This is a genomic window from Enterobacter sp. MEB024 (genome assembly GCF_030209635.1).
Lineage (GTDB): Bacteria > Pseudomonadota > Gammaproteobacteria > Enterobacterales > Enterobacteriaceae > Enterobacter > Enterobacter ludwigii.
Map to the genome: position 1 here is coordinate 727,266 of NZ_JARVRQ010000002.1, position 17,902 is coordinate 745,167.

General features: G+C 49.2%; 20 protein-coding genes. 13 read left to right on the forward strand and 7 right to left on the reverse strand.

The genetic code is table 11. The features are described 5' to 3' along the window. Positions 1 to 42: 42 nt before the first annotated feature. The 4 genes from QRN24_RS05675 to QRN24_RS05690 all read right to left on the reverse strand — a co-directional run bounded on the left by QRN24_RS05675 (position 43) and on the right by QRN24_RS05690 (position 3,170). Positions 43 to 1,062, reverse strand: a complete 1,020-nt coding sequence (locus QRN24_RS05675) for an NADP-dependent oxidoreductase (RefSeq protein ID WP_284942465.1) — start codon at positions 1,060 to 1,062, stop codon at positions 43 to 45. Then, positions 1,059 to 1,469 (reverse strand): hypothetical protein, encoded by a 411-nt coding sequence (locus QRN24_RS05680; RefSeq protein ID WP_138013927.1) that lies wholly within the window; start codon positions 1,467 to 1,469, stop codon positions 1,059 to 1,061. Before QRN24_RS05680 ends, QRN24_RS05675 begins: the two co-directional genes overlap by 4 nt. A gap of 4 nt (positions 1,470 to 1,473) precedes the next feature. Continuing rightward, entirely contained in the window at positions 1,474 to 2,292 is an 819-nt protein-coding gene (locus QRN24_RS05685) for an oxidoreductase (RefSeq protein ID WP_284942467.1), read from the reverse strand. 98 nt (positions 2,293 to 2,390) lie between these two features. Continuing rightward, the gene (locus QRN24_RS05690; protein ID WP_025203939.1) at positions 2,391 to 3,170 is read right to left on the reverse strand and encodes an SDR family NAD(P)-dependent oxidoreductase; all 780 of its coding nucleotides are present in this window, start codon (positions 3,168 to 3,170) and stop codon (positions 2,391 to 2,393) included. 240 nt (positions 3,171 to 3,410) lie between these two features. Here QRN24_RS05690 and QRN24_RS05695 point away from each other — a divergent pair, with 240 nt between their 5' ends. Further along, on the forward strand, positions 3,411 to 3,959 hold the full coding sequence (locus QRN24_RS05695; RefSeq protein WP_284942468.1) for a TetR/AcrR family transcriptional regulator: 549 nt from the start codon (positions 3,411 to 3,413) through the stop codon (positions 3,957 to 3,959). A 243-nt stretch (positions 3,960 to 4,202) separates the two neighbouring features. Here the strand turns inward: QRN24_RS05695 and QRN24_RS05700 are convergent, their stop codons facing one another. Next, on the reverse strand, positions 4,203 to 4,859 hold the full coding sequence (locus QRN24_RS05700) for a helix-turn-helix transcriptional regulator (RefSeq protein WP_158701866.1): 657 nt from the start codon (positions 4,857 to 4,859) through the stop codon (positions 4,203 to 4,205). 1,084 nt (positions 4,860 to 5,943) lie between these two features. Here QRN24_RS05700 and QRN24_RS05705 point away from each other — a divergent pair. The 8 genes from QRN24_RS05705 to uspF all read left to right on the forward strand — a co-directional run bounded on the left by QRN24_RS05705 (position 5,944) and on the right by uspF (position 13,463). After that, positions 5,944 to 6,501 carry a fimbrial protein gene (locus tag QRN24_RS05705; protein WP_236900307.1) on the forward strand — a complete coding sequence of 186 codons (558 nt, stop codon included), beginning with the start codon at positions 5,944 to 5,946 and terminating at the stop codon, positions 6,499 to 6,501. A 66-nt stretch (positions 6,502 to 6,567) separates the two neighbouring features. After that, positions 6,568 to 7,269: a fimbrial biogenesis chaperone gene (locus QRN24_RS05710; RefSeq protein WP_032678329.1), complete on the forward strand. Its 702-nt coding sequence runs from the start codon at positions 6,568 to 6,570 to the stop codon at positions 7,267 to 7,269. A 42-nt stretch (positions 7,270 to 7,311) separates the two neighbouring features. Next, on the forward strand, positions 7,312 to 7,644 hold the full coding sequence (locus tag QRN24_RS05715) for a FimD/PapC N-terminal domain-containing protein (RefSeq protein ID WP_284942470.1): 333 nt from the start codon (positions 7,312 to 7,314) through the stop codon (positions 7,642 to 7,644). Next, complete coding sequence (locus QRN24_RS05720; RefSeq protein WP_284942471.1) at positions 7,589 to 9,862, forward strand: fimbria/pilus outer membrane usher protein; 2,274 nt, start codon at positions 7,589 to 7,591, stop codon at positions 9,860 to 9,862. Before QRN24_RS05715 ends, QRN24_RS05720 begins: the two co-directional genes overlap by 56 nt. A 36-nt stretch (positions 9,863 to 9,898) precedes the next feature. Beyond that, on the forward strand, positions 9,899 to 11,167 hold the full coding sequence (locus tag QRN24_RS05725; RefSeq protein WP_284942472.1) for a fimbrial protein: 1,269 nt from the start codon (positions 9,899 to 9,901) through the stop codon (positions 11,165 to 11,167). A gap of 279 nt (positions 11,168 to 11,446) precedes the next feature. Next, on the forward strand, positions 11,447 to 12,658 hold the full coding sequence (yedE, locus tag QRN24_RS05730) for a selenium metabolism membrane protein YedE/FdhT (protein WP_244047239.1): 1,212 nt from the start codon (positions 11,447 to 11,449) through the stop codon (positions 12,656 to 12,658). Next, positions 12,655 to 12,888 (forward strand): sulfurtransferase-like selenium metabolism protein YedF, encoded by a 234-nt coding sequence (yedF, locus tag QRN24_RS05735; protein ID WP_014170428.1) that lies wholly within the window; start codon positions 12,655 to 12,657, stop codon positions 12,886 to 12,888. The genes yedE and yedF overlap by 4 nt, the downstream gene beginning before the upstream one ends. 140 nt (positions 12,889 to 13,028) lie before the next feature. Further along, a complete protein-coding gene (uspF, locus tag QRN24_RS05740) occupies positions 13,029 to 13,463 on the forward strand; it encodes a universal stress protein UspF (protein ID WP_025203936.1) in 435 nt (144 codons plus the stop codon). Between the two features lie 334 nt (positions 13,464 to 13,797). On the opposite strand, the gene ompW is transcribed toward uspF, so the two are convergent. Then, the gene (gene ompW / locus QRN24_RS05745) at positions 13,798 to 14,430 is read right to left on the reverse strand and encodes an outer membrane protein OmpW (protein WP_014170432.1); all 633 of its coding nucleotides are present in this window, start codon (positions 14,428 to 14,430) and stop codon (positions 13,798 to 13,800) included. 282 nt (positions 14,431 to 14,712) lie between these two features. Between ompW and QRN24_RS05750 the strand changes: the two genes are divergently transcribed. From QRN24_RS05750 to yciA, 4 genes are all read left to right on the forward strand, one after another. Beyond that, the gene (locus QRN24_RS05750; RefSeq protein WP_284942473.1) at positions 14,713 to 15,117 is read left to right on the forward strand and encodes a YkgJ family cysteine cluster protein; all 405 of its coding nucleotides are present in this window, start codon (positions 14,713 to 14,715) and stop codon (positions 15,115 to 15,117) included. A 25-nt stretch (positions 15,118 to 15,142) separates the two neighbouring features. Then, positions 15,143 to 15,886, forward strand: coding sequence for a YciC family protein (locus tag QRN24_RS05755; RefSeq protein ID WP_020882388.1), 744 nt, complete (start codon positions 15,143 to 15,145; stop codon positions 15,884 to 15,886). 52 nt (positions 15,887 to 15,938) lie between these two features. Continuing rightward, positions 15,939 to 16,478, forward strand: a complete 540-nt coding sequence (locus QRN24_RS05760; RefSeq protein ID WP_020882387.1) for a septation protein A — start codon at positions 15,939 to 15,941, stop codon at positions 16,476 to 16,478. 104 nt (positions 16,479 to 16,582) lie between these two features. Continuing rightward, positions 16,583 to 16,978, forward strand: coding sequence for an acyl-CoA thioester hydrolase YciA (yciA, locus tag QRN24_RS05765; protein ID WP_014170435.1), 396 nt, complete (start codon positions 16,583 to 16,585; stop codon positions 16,976 to 16,978). A 38-nt stretch (positions 16,979 to 17,016) separates the two neighbouring features. Here yciA and tonB read toward each other — a convergent pair whose 3' ends face one another. Continuing rightward, a complete protein-coding gene (gene tonB, locus QRN24_RS05770; RefSeq protein ID WP_284942506.1) occupies positions 17,017 to 17,745 on the reverse strand; it encodes a TonB system transport protein TonB in 729 nt (242 codons plus the stop codon). Positions 17,746 to 17,902: the final 157 nt, after the last annotated feature.

Below are 17,902 nucleotides of genomic sequence, written 5' to 3' on the forward strand. Positions count from 1 at the left end.
CTGGTCATTTATGCTTAGCGCAAAGGCAAGCCTTCGTTGCTATCACTCATGAATTTTAACCACCACTTTCCCCTTTGCATGCCCGCGAGCCAGATAGGCGAAGGCGTCGCCAGTTTCGTCAAAGGGGAAAACGTTGTCGATAACAGGCTTGATGCGTTGAGCGTCCATGAGTTCAGCGATTTGGCTAAGCTGGCTGCCATCAGGGCGGACAAAGAGAAACGAATAGGTTAATCCTCGTTTTTTGGACAGTCGCATGATTTTGCGGCTCAACAGTCCTAATACAAAACGCAGGAAAACATTGAGGTGTCTTTCCCGTGCGAAAGCCGTATCTAACGGCCCGATCAGGGAAACTATCTTCCCTCCCGGTTTAAGGATTTGGGTGGATTTCTCAATCGCGTCACCTCTGATAGTCCCGAGGACAATATCGTAGCCGCTCAGCACTTTTTCGAATTCCTGCTTTTTATAGTCAACCACCTCATCTGCACCAAGGCGGCTCACCCAGTCAATGTTGGCGGTGCTGGTTGTCGTCCCTACCGTTGCGCCAAGGTGTTTTGCCAGTTGGATAGCAAAACTGCCAATTCCACCGGAGCCGGCCGGGATAAATACTTTCTGCCCCGCTCGCAGCTTCGCGCGTTCCGTCAGCGCTTGCCAGGAGGTGAGACTGACCATCGGAAGCGACGCTGCCTGTACGAAATCCAGGGTGGCGGGTTTTAACGCTGCAAGGTTTTCTGGCACCCGCACAAATTCAGCAAGCGAACCCGTTCCCCTGTCAAAAATACTGGCAAACACCTCGTCGCCTGCTTTGAAACGCGTCACGCGACGTCCTGTGGCAACGACAACGCCGGACACGTCACTGCCCAACGTCGTGGGGAGACTGAAATGCAGAACGCGTTTGAACATGCCGGTCGGGATCATGTTATCGATCGGGTTCAGACCTACTGCATACACTTTGACCAGAATTTCATCATCACCAGGGGACGGAAAATCGACGTCGTCGAATCCCAGTTCAGGGGATTTACCATAGCGTTTGAACGTAAATGCTTTCATCGTCTTCTTATTCATTTGTCTTTTACTCTGCCGGGTTTGCCGGTGGCGTGTTTCTTACCAACGCTGTTGCTGAGTAAAAAAGCGATACCCAGGAATAGCTCGATAAATACTGCAATAACGATCTGCCCATTAACGTGTCCTGCATACCACTCAACAACGCCGGACACGGCTAAAATCAAACATAACGTACCGATCCCTGCTGCCAGGGCATAGCGTGCCAGCGAGGGCTCTGCGTGCCTGGCGAATAAACACATCACCCCCAGGCCCGCGTACAGGGCGGCAGAGCGATGGCCGAGCACATCAGTTCCCGGTGTCGGCGTGATTCCCCACTGCGTTAACAGCAGTTGCGGGAAGAACATCCATATCGCCGTCAGGATGAAAAACAACCCGGCAGTCAGAATAGCCAGTTGAGAAAATTTCATATTCTTATTCTTTCGCGTCGAGCTGAAGACTGTTGCGTACTACCTTGTCCAGAAGTGAAGCAGGCGCAAAGCGGCGAATGAAATTCAGTTTCCCCGCCAGCGTGCCCGCCGTATAACGCACCTTAGGCCGTAAAGACTGGGCAGCCTTTACCACCACATCAGCCACCACTTCCGGACGTTCCGCCTCGTCCATTGCCTTGCTGACGACGTTGTTCAGCTTAGCCCGGAGCGGTTCATATTCTTCTAGCTTCGCGTCAGGTTCTAAATTGTTTACGTCGAACTGTGTCTTTATATAGGCCGGCTCGATCACGGAAACCCTGATACCCTGTGCGCGCAGTTCATGGTCCAGCGCGCCCGTATACCCTTCAACCGCATGCTTACTGGCTGCATACAGTGCCACGTACGGTAGCGGGACAATCCCTAATATCGAACCAATGTTGATGATGCGGCCACTGCCCTGACGGCGCATGTGCGGGATCACTGCCCGCGTCATTCTGACCAGGCCAAGAAAGTTGGTGTCGAAAATACGCCTGGCCTGATCAATCGAACTTTCTTCCGCGGCCGCAGGAGCAACCCCAAAGCCCGCATTATTCACCAGCAAATCTATCCGCCCTTCCAGGTCCAGTAACGCCTCAATGGCGGCGCTCACGGACGCATCGTCCGTCACATCAAGCGTTAATAACGCAAAGGGATGTGTACCTGCCTGCGCACCGCGCCGGCTGGTGCCATAGACCGTATACCCCGCGGCCAGCAGTTTTTTAGCCGACGCCTCACCGATCCCCGAAGAAGCTCCGGTCACCAGTGCTACACGTTTTTTTGTCATTCTCACTACGCTCTCTTGATGGAGTCCTGCTCACCCTACAGCGCAACAACACGCTGCAGGTAAACAACGCGGCATAGGGTTATGCCGAATCCCCGTGGCTACACTGTGTACCGTTCTGCCGCTTTAGCCTGATTGATATCCGCCAGCAGAGCCTGACGCGCCGTCTCCAGGTCATCCCAGTGGGCAGCATTTTGTAAAGGAGGGATGGTGACGAGTTCGCGACGATCAAAGCCGGCCAGGGCTGCGTCAACTAACTGACCCACTTCCATCATCTCGGGTGCCTTACTGATATCAATACCTGCACGCTCCCAGATTTCGGTGTAAGTGCCGGCCGGAAGTACTGCCTGGACGTAAACGCCCGCGGAGGACAGCTCAAGATGCAATCCCTGCGACAGGAAAAGCACAAAGGCTTTGGTGGCACCGTAAACCGTCATGGCAAATTCCGGGGCGAGCCCAACGACGGAACTGATATTGACGATTGCGCCTTCTCCGGTTTTGACAAACCGTGGCGCCGCGGCACTGGCAAGCCTCGTCAGCGCAGTGACGTTCAGGGCGATAAGACGCTCAATTGCCTCAGGCGTCTGGCCGGTAAAATTGCCCGACTGTGCCATGCCTGCGTTGTTAATCAGCACCCCTATTTTTTCGTCTTCACGAAGACGAGCTTCCACCGTCGCTAAATCCGCTGCCTGAGTGAGGTCGGCTGGCAGAACATCTACAGAAACGCCCTTCTCCTGTCGCAGACGCTCGGCGAGTGCGTCTAATTTTGTTTTATCGCGGGCAACCAGAACCAGGTCATGTCCACGGCTCGCAAATCTTTGCGCATAAACAGCACCAATACCCGTCGATGCGCCTGTAATGAGAACTGAAGTTTTCGTCATATGTGATCTTCTTTATTAAATGTTGAACAGAATCTGCACTGTTCGATGCAGGTAAATCCGGGGATATGTCCGGCTCTCTTTGCTGATCTCAGTCAGACTGACGGAGCGCGCATAACTCTGCGAAGCACCGTCGGGAACATGGATTTAATGATGATGATCATAATCTATAAAGTCAACTGGTTTGATTATGATCATCATCAATGTATAATTGAGCCTTGTTTTGTATGGGGGCAGGAAAGCATGAAAGTGTCAAAAGAGCAGGTTCGGGAAAACCGGATGCGCATTGTTGAAACGGCATCAGAACTTTTTCGTGAGCGCGGCTATGACGGCGTGGGCGTGGCGGAGCTGATGTCTGCGGCGGGTTTAACCCACGGCGGGTTTTATAAGCACTTTGGTTCAAAGGCTGACCTGATGTCAGAAGCCATGAACTGTGGTTTTGTACACGCCGCGGAAAACCTGGCGGGTGTGGACAGAGAAAAATTCATTGAATATTACCTCTCCCGACAGCATCGCGATGATATGGCCAGGGGTTGTGTGATGTCTGCCCTGGGCACCGACACCGCCCGTCAGTCCGGGTCCATCAAAGAGACCTTTGCAGCCGGGGTTGAACGTCAGCTGGCAATGTTAAGTGACGAAAATGTCTCACGTGCTGACCTGATAGACACCTTTGCACATCTTGTCGGGGCTCTGGTGTTGTCCCGTGCCTGCCCGGATAATTCTGCGCTCGCTGACGAAATTCTGGATGTCTGCCGCTCGCGTATTCTGCGTGAGGAGCCGCGAAAGGATTGAATTCTATACAACCTGAGATATTGCCCGGCAGTGCGCCCTTTTGTATCAAGGTACCGGTGCGAATGGCAGGGTGTGTTAGGTTTAACGAATTTTACGCATCCACTAAAATATAGGGTGGCTCAGAATTAATTATCGTTTTCCTCAGATTACACCCAGGCTGAAAGCGTTATGGTGAGAACTTTGAATTTAAGTTGTCTGAGTAAGTTTGAGCCACCCGCTGAATTTCATACTTATTTTAAGGCCTCAGGCCTTTGGCCAATCGATCTCCGGTGTTAGCAACCCTTCATGCTGAAACAGCCCCTGAAGATTACGCACTCCAACCTTCTGATAAATACGTGTCCGGTGCGCATAGATCGTTTTGGGGCTCACTTTCAATGTTTTTGCAATACTATCAACACGCTTACCTTTTAATATCATTCGAATGATCTCGTGTTCGCGAGATGTAAAACGCGACAGCAAATGGTTGCTATCCATATTTTTTGATACTGGCGTTCGCAAAATAAAGTCCCGGAGAGTGTTTTTAATCTCATCAACTGACAAACCTTTAGACAGGCAACCATCAACACCAGCCAGAGGAAGTTCCTTGTGAATGACCAGCATTATTGATCTGAAGATTTTCATTCCCTGAATTAATTTAAGCACATGAGAATTCCCAATCAATCGCACATCGTAATCTGCGATAAGCAATCTTTCTGGACATTGTAATTCATTTTGATAATTCATATGAAATACACTCTCGCAATGGGCAACATTATAGAGAATACCTTTTTCATTAAGAATTTCGGGCAACATAGAATTGATTAAATACTTTAGCGCTAAAAAGAAGTACTTATCCTGAGTAATAATAGTAATTGTAGATTCCCGGCATGAGCCTTCAGCAACATTCAATTTTTTTCCCATAGCATTCTCCATAACGTGTCAAGTCATTCTCCTTCCCTTAAGTCCGAACATTTCGATAATTCATCACCAGTTACAAAGAAGCAATCTTTGTTTTAAGTGGAAAAATCCTGGCATAAATCGATTAGAAATTCTTAAGATTTACTCTAAAATGCAAAGCTGGGTACATGCTTTCGTCTTTTACATAAAAAGAATGATATTTACCTGTAGTATTTGGCGAACGTGTAATTATATGAATTTAATTGTATTTATTTAAAATATATTTTTACATTATCGTTACTATCACTCATGGTAATTATCGAGCACCAACACTTGATGGCGCGTATAACGATTATTCAGAATTAAGAATAGTCTCATTTTAATGCGGACTTCTCGTTCTTTAACCGCAACTTCGCTTTCATAAAAGGTTATTTATTCGTCAAAAAAACACTCTTAACATAAATATAAAGCATTATTTGACAAATTTTATCCACAAACAAACAACTAGATAACAAAAAAGCAACATAAAAGTTTTCCAGCTATTTTTTTACTCTTGACAGTAGCGCCCCAGGATGAATGTCGTCCTGGCATCTACGCTATCGAATAGAGCTCCAGAGTATCAAGACGCGGACCCCCTTACCGTAAAGAATAAATCATTGAAAATATTCACTACCTTAGAGTTTCTCATTTTCGTAGCAGGAGACATTACATAAAGTAAGAATTTTTTCTTATATAATGTCAGGATAACAAATAATTATTACGGATATAACTGATAAATCTAATACAGTTTCAATCACTTGAAACATCCTCGGTTCAATTACATTTCTAAGATAAAACTCTTAACTTAAAAAGTGAGCGCACATAAAAACCAAGAATTTTGTCCTATTTTTATCGCCAATTTGGATTTTGGCTTTACTGAAATAAAAGTCAGCATTACCATTTAATTATCGAAGGCATATATAACTCTCGAACAAAAGCACCTCCAGGAAGATTGGATGTAATTTGAGATTATATTTTCCTTCGTGAAAACTGGGTATTGAAAATTTTGATGCTCATACTTATGCCAATTTAACGGCATGAGTATTTTAACATACATGGAGTTTGTAAAATGAACATGAAAAAAACCTTTATCGCTGCCGCATTAGTATCTGGGTTAGTTGGCATGCAGGCTCAGGCATCCGATGGCACTATTTATTTTCAAGGTAAGTTGACCAACACCACCTGTGATATCACCGTTGACGGCCAGGCTTCACCAGCAACAGTTGTACTGCCAGAGGTAAGTACCTCGCTGTTGCAGACTCCAGGTGCGACGATAGGTGATACTGGTTTTAGCATTGAGCTTGCCAACTGTACTGGCGTAACCAGCACCTCAACAGCTGCGGCCTTCTTTGAAAATGGATCTACGGTAGACAACACAACTTATAACCTGCTGAACACTGACGAAGGCATTGCAGACGGTGCGACCAACGTACAGTTACAACTGGTAGACAAAGCAACAGATCTCCCATTACAGGTGGGCAACACCAGTCAGACCACAAACACTACCCGCAACGATATGAGCAGTGGTTCCGCAAGCCTGCCGTATACCGTGCGTTATTATGCCTTAGGGGCAACCACGCCAGGTACTGTTAAAAGCCAGGTCAATTTCAGCATCGATTACGAATAATAACAAGATTATTTATTTGTTATGACCACAGGCGAGCATTGTGCTCGCCTGAATAAGGAGTTTGTTATGAATATGAAACTACCCTCTTTCATAATACTTTTATCCTCTGCCTTTTTAGCTTTCTCTGTTCAAAGTGCAGTGATTATTTCTGGTACGAGGATCATATATCCAGAAAAAGACAAAGAAGTCTCCATTAAAATGACAAACAATGGTAAATCACCTGTCTTAATTCAGTCATGGATTGATTCTGGTGATCCAAAGTCCCGTCCTGACAATGCGCAAGCCCCCTTTACGCTGACCCCGCCTATCAACCGTGTTGACCCCGGTAAAGGTCAATCGTTACGTATACGTTATACCGGCGAAGCGTTACCGCAAGATAAAGAGTCAATTTTCTATCTTAACGTGCTTGAAATTCCTGCCAGGGTGAATAACACAGAAGGAAAAAATCTGCTTCAGATGGCTTTCCGCTCTCGTCTGAAACTTTTTTTCCGCCCATCAGGCTTATTAACTCACGCCAGCGATGCACCGCAGCAAATGAAATGGGCACGAAATGGCACCACGATAACGGCCACCAACCCAACGCCCTACTTTATCAATATTGCCTACTTCTCAGAAGATCGAGACGGTAAAGTCAGTATCGGCAGCGGTGGGATGATAACCCCAGGCGCAACAAAAACCTTTACGCTCAGCCGCAACACACAAAATTACTATCCATTCATTATTAATGACTATGGCGCTATGCGTCTCATTGAAACCGAAAAGAAATAATGCTGCAAAACAGATTATAAAATGTAGTTACAGGAAGATATGATGGAACGGAACCTTAATTTTAAGATCAACAGCACGCTTAAGCTTTGTCCATTAGCGATTGCCATTGCTACGGCGTTTTTTCCTGTTGCTCAAGCAGCCAATACCTCTTTTGTTGAATTTAATACTAACTTTATCAATCCAACAAGCAAAAACAGCATTGATATCAGCCGTTTTCAAAAAGGCGTTCCGTTGCCCGGTAAATACAACGTTGAGGTCATTATAAATAGCAATCCAATGGGGCAATACGATCTCCAGGTTGCAGATGGATCGGGTGTGAATGCTGAGGGTTCAATATGTCTGGCCAAAAAAAAACTATGTTCAGCTAGAGTTTAATACTACCAAACTCACTCAAGAGTCACTTAAATTATTCAACAGCGCGAGCGATGATGAATGCCTGCCGGTTGACAAGATTTTTCCCGAAGCTTCATTCGAGCTGGATACCGGCGAACAGACACTTAACATATCGATTGCCGAAATTTATCTCATCAAACGTCCCCGGGGTTATGTTAATCCAGAAATATGGGATCAAGGCATTACAGCCGGAATACTAAACTACAATACCAACTTTTATCGTAATGTGGCTCATCATAATCAAAATGATGCGCTTTATGCAGGCATCAATGGTGGTATTAATTTATCAGGATGGCATTTTCGCCATAATGGCAGCCTGAACTGGCAGAATGATTTCGGTCGCCACTATCAGTCACTTGAAACCTACGTTCAACGCTATCTCCCAGATTTTGGGAGCCGTTTTACGTTGGGAGATACACAAACCACCGGCGAACAATTTGATACGCTTGCTTTTCGCGGTATCCAAATTGTAAATGCTGAGCAAATGCTACCAAATTCCCAGCGCGGATACGCGCCTTTAATTACCGGCATTGCCAGAACCAATGCCAAAGTGAAAGTGATGCAGCAAAATCGTTTGTTGCTGGAGACGACCGTAGCGCCGGGTGCATTTGAAATTAACGATCTCTACCCCACCGGTTACGGTGGCGAACTTGAGGTCATTATCGAAGAAGCAGACGGCTCGGTACAGCGCCAGAGCGTGCCCTTTGCCTCAACCAGTAACCTTCTGCGCCCGGGCATCACACATTACAGTGCCACCGTGGGTTCTCTGCGTAAAGGCTGGGTAGAAAATGAACCGTTACTGGCAGAGTTTACATGGCGTCGGGGGCTTTCCAATCGTTTTACGGCTTATACCGGCATTCAGGGTAACGAGGATTACAAAGCGGCACAGCTAGGGCTCGCTGTTGGCACGCCTGTAGGTGCTTTCTCATTCGATGTCACGCACGCCAGAACTGAGCTGCCACATCAATATCAGCAGTATGGCCGAATGATGTCCGGGGAAAGTTATCAACTGAAATACAGCCATATGATTCAGCAGACCGGCAGTAATATCAGCGTGGCGGCCTATCGTTTCTCTACTGAAGGCTACATGGATTTCATTTCGGCCATGCAACTGCGTGAGGCTCTGGAACAAAATAGTAGACAGATCGAGCTATACAGGCCCAAGAGCCGTCTGGGGCTGACGGCTAACCAGCGATTACCTGAGGGTTGGGGAAACATCTATGCCAGCCTGTTCCAACAAGACTACTGGAATCAACATGGTAGCGATCATCAATACCAGTTTGGTTATAACAACCACATTGGCAAAGTCAATTACAGTTTGAGTGCGAGTCGCAACCGCAATGGTGAAGGTGGAAATGAAACTCGCTATATGCTGAGTATGAGCATTCCGTTCTCAAGCGAAAACGTATTTAGCCAGATGTCGGTTAACCTGAATCGTGATAATGAAGGCCGAATGCGTGAGCAAATGGGGCTGAGCGGTACCGCACTGGAAAGCAATGCACTCAGCTATAGCGTGAGTGCCGCGAACGCGAATAAGGGTGGTTCCAGCAGCGGTACCTTTAACAGTTCGCTACGCACGTCTTTAACTACGCTTCAAGCTGCAACTGGGGCAGGTAAAAACTATCACAATTACTCACTGGGCATGAACGGCACGGCCGTACTTCACAGTGGTGGTATCACCTTCTCGCCTTATACCGCGAACACAGTGGCCCTGGTTGAGGCTAAAGGCGCCAAAGGCGCTGCCGTCAGTAGTTATCCCGGAGTCAGCATTGACCGTTTCGGCTATGCGCTGGTGCCCTACCTCAATGCATGGCAAATGAATGAGGTAAGCCTCGATCCGAAAGGTTTGCCAAATGATATTGAGCTGAATTTGACCAGTCAAAAAGTGGCACCGTACAGCGGTGCCGTGGTTAAGCTCAGCTATGGCACAACCTACGGGACACCCGCATTGATTATGCTTGACGAAAATACCGACGTACCGTTCGGCGCTGACGTCTATGACAGCAATCATAGCGTTGTGGGTGTCGTCGGCCAGGGAAGACGCATCTTTGCTCGCCTACCGGAGCAAAGCGGACAGTTGAACGTTCGATGGGGCAAAGCGCGTCATCAGCAATGCTTGCTTAATTACCAATTACCGAACCACGATAAAGCAAACAACAGTGACATCGTAACCCTTAATAGCCGATGCGTGGCACATTGAAACGCACTGTTTGAAATTGTTTGAAGGATAAACTCTATGCAGAGACAACACGGATTTTTACATCTGATTAGCATGATGAGCGCACTGATAGCGGGTACCCTACTCTGTAGCTTCCCTGCGCGCGCGCTGGTAACGTGCACCAGTGCCCAGGTGAATAACGTCATCGTACCGGTGGCCCCTGAATTCAGAAATATCAATATTCCGATCCTCTCCGGCGGTATCACCGTCAGCGCACTTCGCGACTTACCCGTGGGCGAAGAGCTTTTTGTCCAGCAGATCTCACGTACCACCATCAATCAGGCCATGCGTTACATGGACTGCATTTCTTCTGATTCAACCGCTACGGGCACATTCTCCACTCTATCTAAAATAGAATTCGAAGGTGGTCCGCCAGCATCGACTACGACTATCAATGGAAGAACGATTTACGAAACAGGCATCCAGGGCATTGGCTATTCCTTAACATATGGTGATAACGGTAGCACTGCTGAGAACCTTCCGGTAACAAAGGAATTTGCTGTGAACACCTCTGTTGCCTTTGGCGGAATATCACTGACAGGAATCAGTCGCAACTTATATTTCCGACTGGTGAAAACCGGTGATATCCCTGCAGGGACATGGACTGTCCCGATAAATATCCCAGCCATCATTACTTATGCCGAACCGGGTCAGAACATGGCGGCAAATTTTAACCTTAATAGCGATCGTATCCATATCTCTGGAACGGTTAATGTTGTGGCTGGAAGCTGCCAGACTCCGGATGTTTATGTACATCTTGGTGAGTATGAAATAACCGATATGATGCAGAGACCTAACTGGAACTCACCGTGGAAAGAATTTAATATTCAGCTTATCAACTGCCCAGTGATGGCTGGTCGGCATGAGAGTGTTGGCTCGAACTGGGCAGGGGAAGGCAGCAGCAATACCTATGTTAAAGTTCCAGACTATCCTAACCTCATCGCCTACCGGTTGGATTTTATCAACGAAAAAGGATTCACCTATATGGGAGAATCCTGTTTAAAAACCGAATCTGCCCCTAATGCTTCTGAAGGCGTTTGTGTTGAGGTTGACGATCCATCGATTTCAAATGGGATTTATACAAACGCCCTCGATAGCGCTTTTTATAGCTGGCGAGACAAAGCTTTTTTAAATCAATATTATGCAGGTAGTTCCGCCACCAGTTATACGATCCCACTTCGTGCCCGGTATTCCCGCGTTCGCGCAACCGCAGAAAATGGCGCCGTCGTTCCACTTAAAGCCGGCCCAGCTAACGCCGCAGTAGAATTCACTATCATTTATGAATGATTAATTTGTCGTACGTAGGCTAACAACGTAAACCTGACTGGTTATAAAACCAGTCAGTAGCAGACTGGCATAACGACGTGCACGGGAAAGAATGACTCAAGCTTACCCTTGCGTTTTTCCCATGAATGGTATTCGTAAGAAAGAAGATTTGATGACGGAGGTCATAAAAAATGGAGCTATTCTGGATAAACGGTCTGGAGAGGTTTTGGAGAAAGAAAAAAAGTTATATATTCCAGCCCGTTAAATCCAAATATACCTTCTGAGTTCAGAGGCTTACTCATGTCATGGCAATACTTCAAACAGACTTACCTGGTTAAGTTCTGGTCACCTGTACCCGCGGTTATCGCAGCGGGGATCCTGTCTACTTACTACTTCGGCATTACCGGTACGTTCTGGGCTGTAACCGGCGAGTTTACCCGCTGGGGTGGACAGCTGCTGCAGCTTGCCGGTGTGCATGCTGAAGAGTGGGGTTACTTTAAGCTCATTCATCTGGAAGGCACTCCGCTGACCCGCATCGACGGGATGATGATCATCGGCATGTTCGGCGGCTGTTTTGCCGCCGCGCTGTGGGCAAACAACGTTAAGCTGAGAATGCCAAAAAGTCGGATCCGCATCGTACAGGCGGTCATCGGCGGCATGATTGCCGGTTTCGGTGCGCGCCTGGCGATGGGCTGTAACCTTGCCGCCTTCTTTACCGGTATCCCACAGTTTTCGCTACATGCCTGGTTCTTTGCCGTCGCTACCGCCATCGGTTCTTACTTTGGCGCAAAATTTACCCTTTTGCCGCTGTTCCGTATTCCCGTCAGGATGGTTAAGGTCAGCGCCGCATCGCCGCTGACGCAAAAACCGGCTCAGGCACACCGTCGTTTCCGCCTGGGGATGCTCGTCTTTTTCGCCATGGTGGCATGGGCACTGTGTACAGCGCTCAATCAACCTAAACTGGGTCTGGCAATGCTGTTTGGCGTGGGCTTTGGTTTGCTTATTGAACGCGCGCAGATCTGCTTTACTTCAGCGTTTCGCGATATGTGGATCACCGGGCGGACAATGATGGCAAAAGCGATTATTGCCGGGATGGCGGTGAGTGCTATCGGCATCTTCAGCTATGTTCAGTTAGGTGTTGAACCGAAAATCATGTGGGCTGGCCCGAATGCGGTGATTGGCGGCCTGCTGTTTGGCTTCGGGATTGTGCTGGCTGGCGGTTGTGAAACCGGCTGGATGTACCGCGCCGTTGAAGGTCAGGTGCATTACTGGTGGGTTGGCCTGGGGAACGTGCTCGGGTCAACTCTCCTCGCGTACTACTGGGATTCCCTTTCTCCTGTCCTCGCGACAAACTGGGATAAGGTCAACCTGCTCAGCACGTTCGGCCCGCTCGGTGGCCTGTTGGTCACGTACACCCTGCTGCTGACCGCTTTTTTACTGGTGATTGCGCAGGAGAAACGGTTCTTCCGCCGTGCTGCTGTCAAAAATGAAACGCAGGAGAATGCCGCATGAAAGAGATCGTGCCTGACTATCGTCTGGATATGGTGGGCGAACCCTGCCCTTATCCCGCTGTCGCCACGCTGGAAGCCCTGCCTCAGCTCAGGAAAGGGGAAATTCTGGAGGTGGTGAGCGACTGCCCACAGTCCATCAACAACATTCCTCTGGATGCTAAAAACCACGGTTACACCGTGCTGGACATTCAACAGGATGGGCCAACCATTCGTTATTTGATACAGAAATAATCCCGCGAAAGACGCTCCTTAACCGGGGCGTTTCCTGCCCCAAAAATCCGCCTTACGTCCCACTTTGGCGGTAAATACAACCCCCTGTTCTCCCCCGGAACTACACTTAAAGTGGATAAAAAACAAACAGGAGGTGTGGCATGTTTGCGTCAATTCTTGTTCCTGTCGATATTTCAGAGCGTCGCCTGACCGAACAGGTGATTCCCTATGTTCAGGCGAACGCAGCAATCAGTAACGGCAAAGTGCATTTTCTGACTGTCGTTCCTTCTTTCCCCTACTATTCCTCTCTTGGGCTGGCCTATTCCGTTGAGATGCCAAAACTGGAAGAAATGCAGCAGGAGGCGCTGGCGAAATTGAATGAGATCGTTAAGCAGTTCAATTTACCGGCCGACCGCATTCAGACCCACGCCATTTCTGGCACGCCTAAAGATCAGATCCTGAAACTGGCTGAGAGTATCAATGCAGACCTGATAATTATTGCGTCTCATCGACCTGATATTTCGACCTATCTGTTAGGCTCTAACGCTGCGGTCGTCGTGCGCCACGCAAAATGCCCGGTGCTGGTGGTGCGTTAGCGTGCCTGCGAGGAAAGATAAGCCCCGTGCTATCGGGGCTTATTATCGTATCCTGGGCCACAGGCCTGCGCCATTGAGCAATCACTGGACGCCGCCCTGACCGATCCTCACGCATGAAGCGGTAAGCGGTGCAACCTGAACCTCGACTTTAGGAATGGTGTGAATAGGTTATGGTCAGCCGTTGGCTGACGCGGCTAAACGGGCAGTATTTCCGCCGTTTACGGTTCAGCATGTATTTGATGAGATGAGTTCAGCACGCTGGAATATGGAGGGGCAACCTTAATCGCCCCCCGAAGCAAGACTGGCCATAACCAGGCCAGTCTCAGGGGATAAATCAGAAACGATAACCCGCGGAGAACATAAACACCCACGGATCGAGGCGAGTGCTGATACTTTGCTGCTCACCGCCCGCTTTAAAGCGAACGTCGGTATCAATGTCCATGTACCAGACCGAGGCGTTAATTAACCAGTCACGGTTAATCAGATAATCCAGCCCCACCTGCCCCGCAACACCCCACGAGTCTTTCAGGCTGAGATCGGTAAGCCCGGCTTCTTTACCGGTATCGTTAAATTTCTCGTCGAAGAAGGTGGTGTAGTTCACCCCTGCGCCAATATACGGACGCACCTTACTGTTAGCATCACCAAAGTACCACTGCGCCATCAGTGTTGGCGGTAAATGGTGCACCGTCGCGATATCCCCGGTTGGCCCTAAACCGACGCGATGACGGAATGGCGTTGCTGCCAGAAGCTCAACACCAATGTTCTCCGTCGCCATATACGTAAAGGTCAAACCGAGCTGGGTATTGTTGCTGACGTTAAAACCGCCCATACCCAGTACGCTATCAGAGCCTTCTGTTGGACGCACCGTTGCCGAACCGGCACGAATAAAGAATTCACCTGCTTCATGCGCATACGCGCCGCCAGAGAGACTGCTTAATACAAGGGCTGCCACCGCTAATTTTTTCATATCCGCTCCATCGTTGTGGTTTTAGTCGCGGAGGAGAATATACTCACAAATGAGTAATAAGTGATCTGCTACAGATCACATTAAAACCAGTAAGTTAACATTCATTGATCTGGGTTAATTTTTGGTGACACGCCGTAAAGCGATAAGTTGTCGTCAGGTCAATTTCTGGCATTTCGGCGTTACAAAATTTTCTCTTTTCACCCTCTTGCTCTTCCTCTCGCGGCTGGATAATTTAGCGCTCTCACAAGTTGATTTGATGCGTTCTTCTTTTGCAGGTGTGCCATGAGTGATGTTAACCCGTGCATGAAGTGCGGAGCCTGTTGTGCGTATTTTCGAGTCTCTTTCTACTGGGCCGAAGCCAGCGATGGCGGCGGTACCGTTCCGGTTCATCTCACTGAACCGTTAACGCCTTTTCTGCGCTGCATGAGCGGCACCAACCAAAAACCGTGCCGATGCGCTGCGCTTCAAGGTGAACCTGGGGTGTCCACCCGGTGCTCTATCTACGAGCACCGCCCCAGCCCGTGCCGGGAATTTTCCATGTCAGGTGAGGATGGGCAGGTCAATGAAGCCTGTAATCGTGCCCGTGCGCGCTTTGGATTACCGCCGCTTTACAAAGATATGCTTTTCCATACAAGCCTTGATGCTGCCACGACAGTGTTATCCGGTGTACAATTGCCGGCTAATTAACACCTGCAATACTCAAGGAGAGTGCATGTCTATCACGGCGAAGTCTGTCTACCGTGACACGGGAAACTTTTTCCGCAATCAGTTCTTAACCTTTTTACTGATCGCGTTGCTATGCGCCTTCATTACAGTGGTGCTTGGCCATGCGTTCTCGCCAAGTGACGAACAGATTGCCAGCCTGAGCCAGGGCGACAACCTTGCAGATAGCGTGGGGTTGTTTGAACTGGTACAAAACATGACGCCGGAGCAGCAACAAATCCTGCTGCGGGCTTCCGCTGCTTCGACATTCTCTGGTCTTATCGGCAATGCGATTCTGGCAGGTGGCGTTCTGCTGATGATTCAGCTGGTTTCCGCCGGTCAGCGCGTCAGCGCCCTGCGGGCGATTGGTGCCAGCGCGCCGGTATTACCGAAGCTGTTTATCCTCATCTTTTTAACCACCATGCTGGTGCAGATGGGGATTATGCTGGTCGTCGTGCCGGGTGTATTACTGGCTATCGTGCTCTCCTTCGCGCCGGTAATGGTCGTGCAGGATAAACTGGGGATCTTTACCGCGATGCGCAGCAGCATCCGGCTCGCCTGGGCAAATATACGCCTGGTGGCACCGGCTGTTATCGGCTGGCTGTTGGCGAAAACGCTCCTGCTGCTGTTTGCCCCGAATTTTGCGGTACTCACGCCAAATGTTGGCGCGGTGGTGGCAAATACGCTGAGCAACCTCATTTCAGCGGTACTGCTGGTCTATCTGTTCCGCCTGTATATGTTAATTCGTCAGTAATCCTGTGGCCGGGAACGTCAGCCCGGCCCTACACAGAAGATGGAATCACAGAATGAAGCAGTTTCTTGATTTTTTACCGCTCGTGGTCTTTTTCGCTTTCTACAAGCTGTATGACATTTATGCCGCCACGACTGCACTGATCGTGGCCACAGCGGTTGTGCTGATCTATAGCTGGGTTCGCTACCGTAAAGTTGAAAAAATGGCGCTGGTGACCTTCGTCCTGGTCGCGGTGTTTGGTGGACTCACTCTGTTCTTCCACAACGATGAATTCATCAAATGGAAAGTCACGGTGATTTACGCTCTGTTTGCGGGTGCGTTACTGATTAGCCAGTGGGTGATGAAGAAGCCGCTGATCCAGCGCATGCTGGGCAAAGAGCTGACGCTGCCTCAGGAAGTGTGGTCCCGACTGAATATCGCCTGGGCGATCTTCTTTATTCTCTGTGGTCTTGCCAATATCTATATTGCTTTCTGGCTGCCGCAGAATATCTGGGTCAACTTCAAGGTCTTTGGCCTGACGGCTCTGACGCTCATCTTCACGCTGTTAAGTGGCGTTTATATCTATCGCCACATGCCACAGGACGACCAGCACTGATCGTTCACCGACCAGAACGTGTGCAGCAGGCGTTCTGGTCTATTCTCTCCAGCCTGAAATCATAGTAGCATCCCGCCTGAAGTCTTCAGTTACGAGTTAAAACAATGACAACAAATAACGCCCCTCAGGGCGAACTGGTTTTACGCACACTGGCAATGCCCGCTGACACCAATGCCAATGGCGATATTTTTGGCGGCTGGCTGATGTCGCAAATGGATATGGGCGGCGCTATTCTGGCAAAAGAGATTGCACATGGCCGGGTAGTGACGGTGAGAGTGGATGGCATGACCTTCCTGCGCCCGGTTGCAGTGGGTGATGTGGTTTGCTGTTACGCGCGTTGCGTAAAACGTGGCAATACCTCCATCTCCATTAACATCGAAGTGTGGGTGAAAAAGGTCTCGTCCGAACCCATTGGACAGCGTTATAAAGCGACAGAAGCGCTGTTTATTTATGTGGCCGTGGACAACGAAGGTAAACCCCGACCGCTTCCTCAGGCCTGATTGCCCGGTAAAAAAAGCCTCCTTGCGGAGGCTTTTTTTTATTCCATCTGTGCCCCGCCATTCAGGCGGAATACAATATTCACGATCAGTCCGTTGCCCGGTTTACCGGCTTCATAACGCCATCTGCGCATCGCCGTTTTCACTTCTCTCTCGAACATATTAGACGGCTGCGCGGACAGTATTTCCACGTTCTCAACACGCCCTTCCGGCGTAACATCGAATTTCACCCGTACACGGCCCTCAATACGTAATGCCTGAGCACGGGCCGGATACTGCGGCTGATTACGGCTGACCGCACGCGGTCCCGCGGGTGCGGTGACTGTCGGTTTGGCTGTCGTCGTGGTGTTATTCATCACCGGACGCGAAGGTGCTGCGTTTTCTACCGTCTGCGTGGCGCGGGGTTCAACCGGACGCGTTTCGCGTTTTGGACGTTCTTCTACCTTTTTCACCGGTTTTGGCTTCGGCTTAGGTTTCGGCTTCGGCTTCGGCTCGGGTTTGTGGATCACCACCGGAGCTTCTTTTGGCGGTTCCGGCACAGGTTCAGGTTCGGGTTCCGGTTCGGCGACGGGCTGTGGCGGCGGAGGCGCAACCTGCGGCGGTTCGAGATCCGCTGGCGAGACCATCGTCACAGAAATAGGCTGTGCGGGCGCTGGCATTTCAACAACCTGATGAACCGAGGTATAAAGCAAACCCGCCACGACAGCACCGTGAATAACGACAGAAAGCAGCGTCGGCCAGGGAAAGCGGCGAGGTAAATCAAGGGTCATCGAAGTCATAATCATCAACGTTAAAAAACCGAACACTGATTTTAAATGCAAATAGCAATCATATTCAATAAGACACTTTGTCCTGGCGCAATTTAAGCGCAAGAGAGGCCAAAAAAGGCGCATTCAGATCAGGGTTTTAACATTGTTTTTATCTTTA

Coding starts and splice junctions, on each gene's coding strand:
- QRN24_RS05675 (WP_284942465.1), bottom strand. CDS start 1,062: ATGAATAAGAAGACGATGAAAGCATTTACGTTCAAACGCTATGGTAAA.
- QRN24_RS05680 (WP_138013927.1), bottom strand. CDS start 1,469: ATGAAATTTTCTCAACTGGCTATTCTGACTGCCGGGTTGTTTTTCATC.
- QRN24_RS05685 (WP_284942467.1), bottom strand. CDS start 2,292: ATGACAAAAAAACGTGTAGCACTGGTGACCGGAGCTTCTTCGGGGATC.
- QRN24_RS05690 (WP_025203939.1), bottom strand. CDS start 3,170: ATGACGAAAACTTCAGTTCTCATTACAGGCGCATCGACGGGTATTGGT.
- QRN24_RS05695 (WP_284942468.1), top strand. CDS start 3,411: ATGAAAGTGTCAAAAGAGCAGGTTCGGGAAAACCGGATGCGCATTGTT.
- QRN24_RS05700 (WP_158701866.1), bottom strand. CDS start 4,859: ATGGGAAAAAAATTGAATGTTGCTGAAGGCTCATGCCGGGAATCTACA.
- QRN24_RS05705 (WP_236900307.1), top strand. CDS start 5,944: ATGAACATGAAAAAAACCTTTATCGCTGCCGCATTAGTATCTGGGTTA.
- QRN24_RS05710 (WP_032678329.1), top strand. CDS start 6,568: ATGAATATGAAACTACCCTCTTTCATAATACTTTTATCCTCTGCCTTT.
- QRN24_RS05715 (WP_284942470.1), top strand. CDS start 7,312: ATGGAACGGAACCTTAATTTTAAGATCAACAGCACGCTTAAGCTTTGT.
- QRN24_RS05720 (WP_284942471.1), top strand. CDS start 7,589: ATGCTGAGGGTTCAATATGTCTGGCCAAAAAAAAACTATGTTCAGCTA.
- QRN24_RS05725 (WP_284942472.1), top strand. CDS start 9,899: ATGCAGAGACAACACGGATTTTTACATCTGATTAGCATGATGAGCGCA.
- yedE (WP_244047239.1), top strand. CDS start 11,447: ATGTCATGGCAATACTTCAAACAGACTTACCTGGTTAAGTTCTGGTCA.
- yedF (WP_014170428.1), top strand. CDS start 12,655: ATGAAAGAGATCGTGCCTGACTATCGTCTGGATATGGTGGGCGAACCC.
- uspF (WP_025203936.1), top strand. CDS start 13,029: ATGTTTGCGTCAATTCTTGTTCCTGTCGATATTTCAGAGCGTCGCCTG.
- ompW (WP_014170432.1), bottom strand. CDS start 14,430: ATGAAAAAATTAGCGGTGGCAGCCCTTGTATTAAGCAGTCTCTCTGGC.
- QRN24_RS05750 (WP_284942473.1), top strand. CDS start 14,713: ATGAGTGATGTTAACCCGTGCATGAAGTGCGGAGCCTGTTGTGCGTAT.
- QRN24_RS05755 (WP_020882388.1), top strand. CDS start 15,143: ATGTCTATCACGGCGAAGTCTGTCTACCGTGACACGGGAAACTTTTTC.
- QRN24_RS05760 (WP_020882387.1), top strand. CDS start 15,939: ATGAAGCAGTTTCTTGATTTTTTACCGCTCGTGGTCTTTTTCGCTTTC.
- yciA (WP_014170435.1), top strand. CDS start 16,583: ATGACAACAAATAACGCCCCTCAGGGCGAACTGGTTTTACGCACACTG.
- tonB (WP_284942506.1), bottom strand. CDS start 17,745: ATGACCCTTGATTTACCTCGCCGCTTTCCCTGGCCGACGCTGCTTTCT.